General features: G+C 46.7%; 12 protein-coding genes. 4 read left to right on the forward strand and 8 right to left on the reverse strand.

Translation table 11 applies throughout. The features are described 5' to 3' along the window. Positions 1-470: 470 nt before the first annotated feature. Entirely contained in the window at positions 471-1,469 is a 999-nt protein-coding gene (locus GC093_RS35785; protein ID WP_281365191.1) for a sensor histidine kinase, read from the reverse strand. Here GC093_RS35785 and GC093_RS35795 point away from each other — a divergent pair. After that, positions 1,389-1,634: a hypothetical protein gene (locus tag GC093_RS35795; protein ID WP_246313925.1), complete on the forward strand. Its 246-nt coding sequence runs from the start codon at positions 1,389-1,391 to the stop codon at positions 1,632-1,634. The genes GC093_RS35785 and GC093_RS35795 overlap by 81 nt on opposite strands. On the opposite strand, the gene GC093_RS07920 is transcribed toward GC093_RS35795, so the two are convergent. Continuing rightward, the gene (locus tag GC093_RS07920; protein ID WP_171651335.1) at positions 1,610-2,296 is read right to left on the reverse strand and encodes a response regulator transcription factor; all 687 of its coding nucleotides are present in this window, start codon (positions 2,294-2,296) and stop codon (positions 1,610-1,612) included. The genes GC093_RS35795 and GC093_RS07920 overlap by 25 nt on opposite strands. A 286-nt stretch (positions 2,297-2,582) precedes the next feature. Between GC093_RS07920 and GC093_RS07925 the strand changes: the two genes are divergently transcribed. From GC093_RS07925 to GC093_RS07935, 3 genes are all read left to right on the forward strand, one after another. Further along, positions 2,583-2,861 carry a DUF6223 family protein gene (locus tag GC093_RS07925; protein WP_246313892.1) on the forward strand — a complete coding sequence of 93 codons (279 nt, stop codon included), beginning with the start codon at positions 2,583-2,585 and terminating at the stop codon, positions 2,859-2,861. An 88-nt stretch (positions 2,862-2,949) separates the two neighbouring features. Further along, positions 2,950-3,342 (forward strand): DUF6223 family protein, encoded by a 393-nt coding sequence (locus GC093_RS36320; RefSeq protein ID WP_171651337.1) that lies wholly within the window; start codon positions 2,950-2,952, stop codon positions 3,340-3,342. Between the two features lie 430 nt (positions 3,343-3,772). After that, complete coding sequence (locus tag GC093_RS07935) at positions 3,773-4,159, forward strand: DUF6223 family protein (protein WP_246313900.1); 387 nt, start codon at positions 3,773-3,775, stop codon at positions 4,157-4,159. A gap of 197 nt (positions 4,160-4,356) precedes the next feature. Here the strand turns inward: GC093_RS07935 and GC093_RS07940 are convergent, their stop codons facing one another. From GC093_RS07940 to GC093_RS07965, 6 genes are all read right to left on the reverse strand, one after another. Further along, on the reverse strand, positions 4,357-4,668 hold the full coding sequence (locus GC093_RS07940; RefSeq protein ID WP_312886476.1) for a group II intron maturase-specific domain-containing protein: 312 nt from the start codon (positions 4,666-4,668) through the stop codon (positions 4,357-4,359). A gap of 205 nt (positions 4,669-4,873) precedes the next feature. Continuing rightward, a complete protein-coding gene (locus tag GC093_RS07945) occupies positions 4,874-5,170 on the reverse strand; it encodes a hypothetical protein (protein WP_171651339.1) in 297 nt (98 codons plus the stop codon). Between the two features lie 206 nt (positions 5,171-5,376). Continuing rightward, a complete protein-coding gene (locus GC093_RS07950; protein ID WP_171651340.1) occupies positions 5,377-6,093 on the reverse strand; it encodes a hypothetical protein in 717 nt (238 codons plus the stop codon). Further along, the gene (locus GC093_RS07955; RefSeq protein ID WP_171651341.1) at positions 6,090-6,962 is read right to left on the reverse strand and encodes an ABC transporter ATP-binding protein; all 873 of its coding nucleotides are present in this window, start codon (positions 6,960-6,962) and stop codon (positions 6,090-6,092) included. Before GC093_RS07955 ends, GC093_RS07950 begins: the two co-directional genes overlap by 4 nt. Positions 6,963-6,964: 2 nt before the next feature. Then, positions 6,965-7,327 (reverse strand): GntR family transcriptional regulator, encoded by a 363-nt coding sequence (locus GC093_RS07960; protein WP_171651342.1) that lies wholly within the window; start codon positions 7,325-7,327, stop codon positions 6,965-6,967. Between the two features lie 579 nt (positions 7,328-7,906). Next, positions 7,907-8,359: a YoqH family protein gene (locus tag GC093_RS07965; RefSeq protein WP_171651343.1), complete on the reverse strand. Its 453-nt coding sequence runs from the start codon at positions 8,357-8,359 to the stop codon at positions 7,907-7,909. Between the last annotated feature and the right edge of the window lie 135 nt (positions 8,360-8,494).

Raw genomic sequence — 8,494 nt, forward strand, 5'->3', positions numbered from 1 at the left:
ATCCAAGGAAGAAATTGCGAATACGGCAACACAACTCCCAAAACCACTAAAAGTCCATAAAAGTATTTCAATGAAAGCCCTCCCTGAAAACACTGGTTATCCTTCTAATATTTCTCTATATCCTTTCTTTTTTCCTTTTTTTGCAACTAAATTAACCTGCCAGTTAGCTTAATGAGTTGCAAACAAACTGAATTCTTTTTAACCTGATCAACATACCTTAATTTCATGTGAATCTTGAATTTGTTATGAGTGGATTTCCTATGTCGAAAAACGGACAATGTTCTTGTCGTATATTGAAAATGGGACAATGTTTGTGTCGCCGGCTCGCGACAAGAACATTGTCCCATTATTAAAAAAAGCCGCAATATAAGCGACCATGAAAGGGATAATGTTTGTGTCGTCCGACAAACAACAAAACAAACTCGGACAAGTGGACTTTTACCTGCCCCTCGCCGGAGTTGTCAATTTTTTTAAATTTCATTGCCTTCAGGTAGATAAACGGTAAATATAGTACCTTCATCAGGCTGACTCGCAACGCGGATGAAGCCCCCGTGGGCTCTGATAAAATGATGGACGATAGATAATCCGAGCCCCGTACCGCCTGTATGCCGCGAGCGCGCTTCTTCTACGCGGTAAAATCGATCGAATAGGTGGGGCAACTCCTCCGCCGGTATTCCGATGCCGGTGTCGATCACCGAGACACACGCAAAAAAAGCATTACGGTCAACGACTCGGTTTTCGATTTTAACCGTAATCTTCCCTCCACGAGGCGTATAACGAATCGCATTGGTCAGCAAATTAATGAAAACCTGCGTGATCCGTCTCGCATCGACCATCATGGTAACCGGTCTTGAATTCGTACAGAGGCGAATATCCAATCCGTTTTCTTCCGCTTCGTATCTCACGTCATCCACGATTCGTTCCAGGTGTACAGTCAGATCGAGCGGTTTGCGATCGAGCGACAACCGGCCCGCTTCGGCGAGCGATAAGACATGAAGGTCGTCCACAAGCTGGTTGAGCCGGATGACCTCATCATGAAGCCGAAGCAGCATTTCCGGCGAGATATGATGACCGGCCTGCTGATAATTTTCCAGTTTAAGCTGCATAACGGACAGCGGCGTGCGAAGCTCGTGAGCGACATCAGCCACCAACCGTCTTCGGGCTTCTTCGGCTTCACGCAGGCGAAACGTCATATCATTGAACGTTTGGGCGACTTTTCCATACTCATCTTTCGTGTCTACAGGTACTTTGACGTTCAGGTCACCCTGCGCCACGCGCTCTATGGCGGCTATAAGCTTTTTGAGCGGGTGGGTCAGAACCCCCGATAACCAAAAACTGAAGATCAACCCGATCGCGCCAAAAAAAAGCAACCGCGCGCCATGCGTGACTTGAAGCAGTGCATCCAGCCGCGTGTTGCCAAGGAAATAAGATTTAAAGATTTCGAATTGCTCTTCGGGCGCGGCGCTCAAATAGTCGGCATTGATTTGTTCCCTTTGAAATTGATCGATCAAGTCGGCTGTGTAGACTTGCGTTGTCAGAGAGAAAGTGAAGCTTATAATGAGCACGAGCAGTACCATATAGGCAAATATTTTCATGCGGACAGTCATCTTCATGAACGTTCACCGAATCGGTAACCGAAACCGTATACCGTTTGAATATAACTGGGATTGGTCGGATCATCTTCCAGCTTGCGGCGAAGATTCCGGATATGGGAATCCATCGTTCTTTCGTATCCCATGTATTCATCCTCCAAAGCAGCCTTTAACAATTGCAAACGGCTGAAGACGATACCGGGACGAGCTGCCAGCGTGAACAGAATTTTGAACTCGGTCGGCGTCAATTGGACTTCCTGACCGTCTTTGAACACCTGACATTTGGCCTCGGAAATGATCAAGTTGTCTCTTTCCAAGAACATCGACCTGTCTTCAGGTCCGCGCAGGCGGCGTAGTAGAGCCCGGATGCGAGAAGCGAGCTCGCGCAAGCTGAACGGCTTCGTTAAATAATCATCCGCGCCGATTTCCAGACCGACGATTTTATCCGATTCATCCGATCGGGCCGTAACCATAATAATGCCGCAATGTGACGTTTGCCTTATTTCGCGGCAAACGTCGATTCCGCTTTTCCCGGGGAGCATCCAATCCAGCACGACGAGATCAGGCCGCTCAGACCGGGCAATTAGGAGCGCTTCCTTGCCGGTACAGGCGGTCAATACCCGGAACCCTTCACGCTGCAAATAAGTTTGCATCTCCTCCAGCATGCCCGGTTCGTCCTCCACAAGCAACAATTTCGTTTCCATTCCCACCACATCTTTCCCCTTTGGTCTGCTTCCATCGACGAGAGTGATATCACTTACCGAAATTATACCGTGATTTGGCAGATTCTTAAAGAAATGCACACAAAGAGAGGAAGATCTGCATAAGTTCTCGACATTTGTTGTGTAAACTGGATGTGAAAGGAGAGAAATAATCATGAAAGTCAAACTCGTTTCATTCGCAATTTTTTCTGTATTTCTACTTGTGCCGACGATTGCCTTTGCTGAAGGGACTGGTGTTGGTTATGGTAGTATCACCCCCGGGCGGCTCTTGACTTTCGCGGCTGGGTTGATTGGGCTCAGCAGCGCGGTTGTTGCTGGGATCGCTCGCACCCGTCCAACCAGTCGTTTTGCCACTGGTCAATGGCCTGTTATGTCCATCGTGTTGAGTCTGTTTTGTGTGCTTCTCTCTGCGTTTCATCTAGCCGTTACCCCTAGTGGTTTCAACACTGGCAACGGACGTGCTGGAGCGATCCTAGCGATCGCGATTGGGCTGATCGGCTTGACGCTTGCTGGAATGGCTTGGACCCACTCTCTTCGTAACAAATAATTCGACTATTTTTTCTGTTCCTATTGAGAACGTGCTTTTTGGAGGGCGCAAGAGAAGATTTTGTAATGACAGTGAAAGGGGAATAAGCGTGAAAATAAAACTTGTTTCAATCGTAATCCTTTGTGCACTTCTATTTGTGCCAACAATTGCCTCAGCTGAACAGGTCTACGGTCTTACTTCCGCACGAATCAATATTCTCGTGACCGTGGTGGTGGGGTTGGGCAGTGTGGTCATCAGTTGGTGGTCTTTGGCCCGTGCCTCTGATCGTTCCGGCAAAGGTAATTGGCGAATTGGGACCATCGTGGCCGTCGTGTTGGCATTGATTGTCTATTTCATCGCTGGGCCACATTTTGTTCAAACTCCTGGCGATATTGGTTCCGGTAACGGGCGAGGCGGTGCCGCCTTTGCCGTCATACTGTCGACCATCACGATCGTCCTCTCTGGAATGGCTTGGTTCGCCTCCCGATATCGCACTAGCTGAACCGAAATACAAGCCATTTCAATTCATAAACCAAATATGGCGAATGAACAGAGTGACGAGGCGATGTTCGGTGGTAAGCGTGGCGAAACTTGTTTCTGAGCGAAGCGAGTTTTTCACAGAAAGTATACGAGTTTCGCTATGGCGCTAAAGCGCCAAGTCTCACTATGGTACACCGTCCACCGAACAGCGACCCAAAATATAATGCTACATAGAAACTAGGCAGCGAAAAGGAGTAGACTTAGTTGAATGACAAACAAATGAAGAAAGTTCACTCCCGAACAAAAAGCTCGTCTGGTACTGGAAATGTTAAAAGAAGAAAATTGGTTTCACAGCTTGCTTGGAGCATGGCATTCACACGAATGTCCTCAACCGGTGGAAAGCCGAAGCCGTCCAGAATCTCTCGGAAAATTGGAGGAATGAGCATATGAAAATGAACCTAGTTTCATTCGGAATACTCTGTGCGCTTCTACTTGTACCAACGATTGCCTTTGCTGAAAATAAAGTCGGATATGTAATCACGACCGGGCGAATCTGGTCCACGGTAGACGCGTTTGTGGGGCTGATGAACGCAATCTTTGCTGGGCTGTCTCTATCCCGCTCCATCCGTCGTATTGGCAATGGTGGGCGAAACGGGGCCATCATATCCGTAGTGGTAGCGCTGGTCATCATTGTCTATGCTTTAATTCATATGACCATGTTCCCTGGTGATTTCGGCACTGGCGACGGAAGAGCTGCGGCTGTCATCGCCATCGTGACGGGGATCATAAGCATAGTTCTTGCCGGTATCACTCTGATCCGCTCCCGCCGTGCTGGCTGACCTAAATGGGTTTGAATATCTAGATCTGAATTTTAGGTAAAAGGTTATCTGGTTAATCCAAACCCAGATAACCTTTTTTGATAGGCTGTGTTAAATTTTATTGCTGATTTTCGATTAAATCGAGTAGGCCCATGAATAAATTCATGGGCCTCTCACAGAACCGGACGTGCGGGTCGTCGCATACAGCTCCTCCAGGACTATCCCCGCTGGGGATGGAGTTCATTGTAAATGTCGATCAGACTGCAAAGGCCGAGTTCCTTAAACCAAGCGTTCGGTAAAGCAAAGTGGACATGCGGTTCCCGAGAACTCCTCCTAGCGGTCATTCGCAGCCGGGGGAGTTCCTCTCCTTTCCAGCCTCTGCGTCTCATCTCCCGATGCAGTTTCCGTATCTTCCTCCAACTACGCAGTTGCATCATGCGAAGTCTTCTCCGAATCCAGGCGTCTCCTTGGGCAAATAGCTTCTTCGCATCGCCGCGCCCGAAGTAGTTCCCCCATCCTCGTGTACGGATTCAACTTCCTCTTGACCAATTGCTTCACATTGACGGTTTGGTTCCGGCGAGTGATGGCCCGAATCCGCTCCTCAAACTTCCGGATCGCTTTGGTCGATGACGTGATCCGTCCGCCCGGCACTGAGAGCCGAATGGCCCGAAGCGTGAATATGGTGTTATACGAAGCCCCGGACTTCTTGAATTACTTAATAAGTAAGTTCTTTAATCAGAATTTATCTAAATCACTAGTAATGAATTGAATTTCAATATTTCCAAGTTCATTTATATCCCATTTAACAAAAATATAGTTTTCTTTATAGCCTTCAAAATATACCGATCCCTGAGTGATGATGAATCTTTTGATTGTATCTTCATCATTCAAATCAAACAACCAGCCACTAAGGTCTTCTATATACCATCCTGTTTTGGGATCTTCATAGTCTCTTCCTTCGCCAGAATCTAAGAAGAATTGTTTGTTAAGTTTCTTTGCTTCATTAACAACGAATTGAATAAATTCGTCCATAATAATCCTCGTCTCTATAAATAATCTTTAAGCTCACGGGGTTTCGTATAACGTCTTATTTACGAATTTCGCAAATTTCCCATATGTGGGGTCCCGCGAACAGTCGTCTTCCCTCTGGAAATGGGATCAGGGGCTGAATTTGACGATGATAGCCAACTGCTTTTCATGTCGTTCAGCAAGCTCTAATACATCGGACCATTTATTCGTTATCCTTTTCTCGGCAGCGGATGCAATGGCGCATGGCGCAGCATCGGATACGTGGCAAATAACGCAGCCAGACTCACCGCCCCGACGCATGAAGTGATAGCTATCGCACTCATCTTGAAATTCGACATCCAGTCGAACAAGGCGGAAATAGTACCTCCATAATAAAGAAATATGCCTGCGACCGTTACGATCATGAACATGATGACGCTGCGGATAAATCCTACTCGATACACGATGGCATAGCCGAAAAAAGAAAGACCGAAGCATGCCATGCCCACCATCAGATCGATCCACAAATAGTCGAAGAAATTGTACTCTTCCAGAAACAACCTTGCAGCATGCAGAATGCCGGCTTCTACCGAATTCCATTGATAGATCGTGACTAGCGCGTATTGGCAGATGTTCAAACACAAGACGCTGAAAATAACTGCCCCTATGCCCACGCTGTAGTAAGCTTTAAGGAATTGCTCGCGCGTGCTTCCCATTCCGATCGATATCGAAAAGAGGGACTTGAATCCGAAGAGCCCGAAACCGACGAAAAAGAAGTACGTAGGCCCGGATATCGCGGCAAGCGTTTCCCGATCGAGGTCAAAGACCAAGCCGGCGATAATCCATACGATCGTCAACGGAACGGTAATGAACAGCAGCAGAAGTTTGACAAAATACCAGCTCGCATTCTCGTATATCAATCGGAATACCGCGCTCTGTGCGTTCATAGGTTTACCTCCGCATCTTCCGTTATATTCAGCAAATAATTTTGCAAGTCTGCTTTCTCAATGGAAAGTCCATAGGCTTGCGCTTGCTCTTTCCACTGCTTCGAATATGGGGCGTCGAGCATCACCCTGATTTTTGATCCTAACGCGCTTTGCTCCAGCACTTTATGATCGTCAATAACGCTTGTCACCGCGCTCCGTTCGCCAGCCAACCATATGCCTTGCTCGCGGAACTCGTCGATTGGTTGATGATGCAGCAACTTGCCCTTGTGCATAACGATCAACGATTCGCAGAGCGTTTGGACTTCTTCAATATGATGCGTCGAAATCAGAATGAGACGAGGCGAATCCTCATGGCTTTCCCTTAATGCCTCATACAGCTTTCTCCGCATCCCGGCATCCAGACCGTTTGTCGGCTCATCGAGTATCGTTACGCCAGCGTGGCTAGATAACCCGATAATAAACTGAAGTGCAGACTTCATCCCTTTGGACAGTTTGGATACTTTCTTCTTGCGGTCCAATCTGAAAGTTTCGACCAGACGGTCTGCCGTAGCTTGATCCCAGTTGGCATTGAAATATCGACCGAAACGAAGGGCATCCTGCACCTTCCATATCGTGCTGAACGGATGATCCTCCTGCATGAAGCAAACATGCCGAACTGCCGCCGGGTTACCGTAAGGAGCCGAGCCCATAACTTGAACCGTTCCGCCGTGAGGTCGTTGATGACCGGCCAGTAGTCTCATCAGCGTTGTTTTGCCGGCCCCGTTGCGCCCCCACAGCCCCGCGATCACCGGCTCCTTCTCCTCGAATGATACTTTTTCGAGAACGGGAACGTTATCGTACGAATACGCCACTTCGTTTACGTATATCATCATTACTCCTCCTCCAGAATCAACTGAACGACCGATTCCTTGCTTAATCCGATCCTCTTCGCTTCTTCCAACAAGGGAAGGACGAACTGTTCGCGATAGTGATGCTGACGTTCCTTCAACAATTGCAGCCTCGCTCCGCTCTTTACAAACATGCCTATCCCTCGCTGTTTATAAATAATCCCTGCATCCACCAAAGCCTGGAGACCCTTGCGTACTGTCGCCCGATTGATATTATAGAAGCGCGACAATTCATTTTCGGAAGGAATTTGTTCCTCTTCGTTCATTTCGCCCTCCACAATCTCGTCCATGATCATTTGGGCGATCTGTTGAAAGATTGGTTGGGATTCATCCAATGTCGGTTTCATTAAGGACCTCCCTCTTTTCTCTAAGAACGATTGCGACGTTGAACGGTTGGTTACTCATGTATCCAACAATACATGGTTTTGAACTAATTGTCTATACTGCTGCGGCCCAAATACGCGAAAAAAAACCTCTACCTCATGAAGAGGCAGAAGGATGTCGAATGCTCCCGCAATTAATCGGCGATGCGATATATAATAGGGCTTACTAAATGATCAATTCAACACACCCTGTTTGTATTGGTAGATTTGAAACCATCCTAAAATGAAGAAAAAATGAATCCGGTGGTTGCGCTCCAAATTCATGATCAGAAAATGTTGAGCAATTACGGTTTGGCTGGTCTTTCGCAAGGCGTTCTTGAATACGACCAAGTCCGAACCTTCGCTTGATCACACCGAACTTGCTCTCAATTTTGTTTTGCTCGGAGGCATCCATATAACACCACGGTATTGCCCTAAAAGTTGATTCCCGTATTACATTGCTATCCTGCCCGTTACTTTAATGTAAATAGCAGCCGATCATTCTGGCCGGCTGCTATCATGTTCTAATTGAGCTAACGTGTCCCGTTAGCTCAATAACTAATGTTAGTTACAGGTTTTAAGGTTGCTCTCTAAGACCACAGGTCCTAGCTTCCCAGTTTTTGAGTTAGAAAGACGCACCTCAATTTTACTATTTGCTAAATCTGCTGTAATATCGTCAATCCTACCTGCCCAAGTAGGACCACCTTCTTCTGGTGTTGGATATAGTTTGAATCTCCAACTAATCTCATTTTGAATAAATGCAAAGCCCTCAAAGCCATCATATTCTCCAATAGATGATGGTGTAGGAAGATGGTTAGCATGAATGCTTATACTGGTACGTGGAAAGCTGGGTGTTAATTTCACTTTATAGACCAGAGCTATTCCTTTTGCATTTACATAGCCAATATTTACGGGTTCTAGGACTGAGCTGCAAGGCATGGATACATTTGCATTTCCGTACTTAGGACTAAATATCACACTGCCCAAAATTAATAAAGCAACAAGAATTTGTTTCAATTTAAACCCTCCACAATTTTGTTGTGGTTTATTATTCCATGTTAACTGTTTAGTATTAATCTGCCCGTTACTTTAATGAAAAAGCAGCCGATCGTTATGGCCGGCTGCCGTCTGTTGTTTATTAAACTATCGTTC

The sequence above is a fragment of the Paenibacillus foliorum genome (assembly GCF_013141765.1).
Classification (GTDB): Bacteria; Bacillota; Bacilli; order Paenibacillales; family NBRC-103111; genus Paenibacillus_S; species Paenibacillus_S foliorum.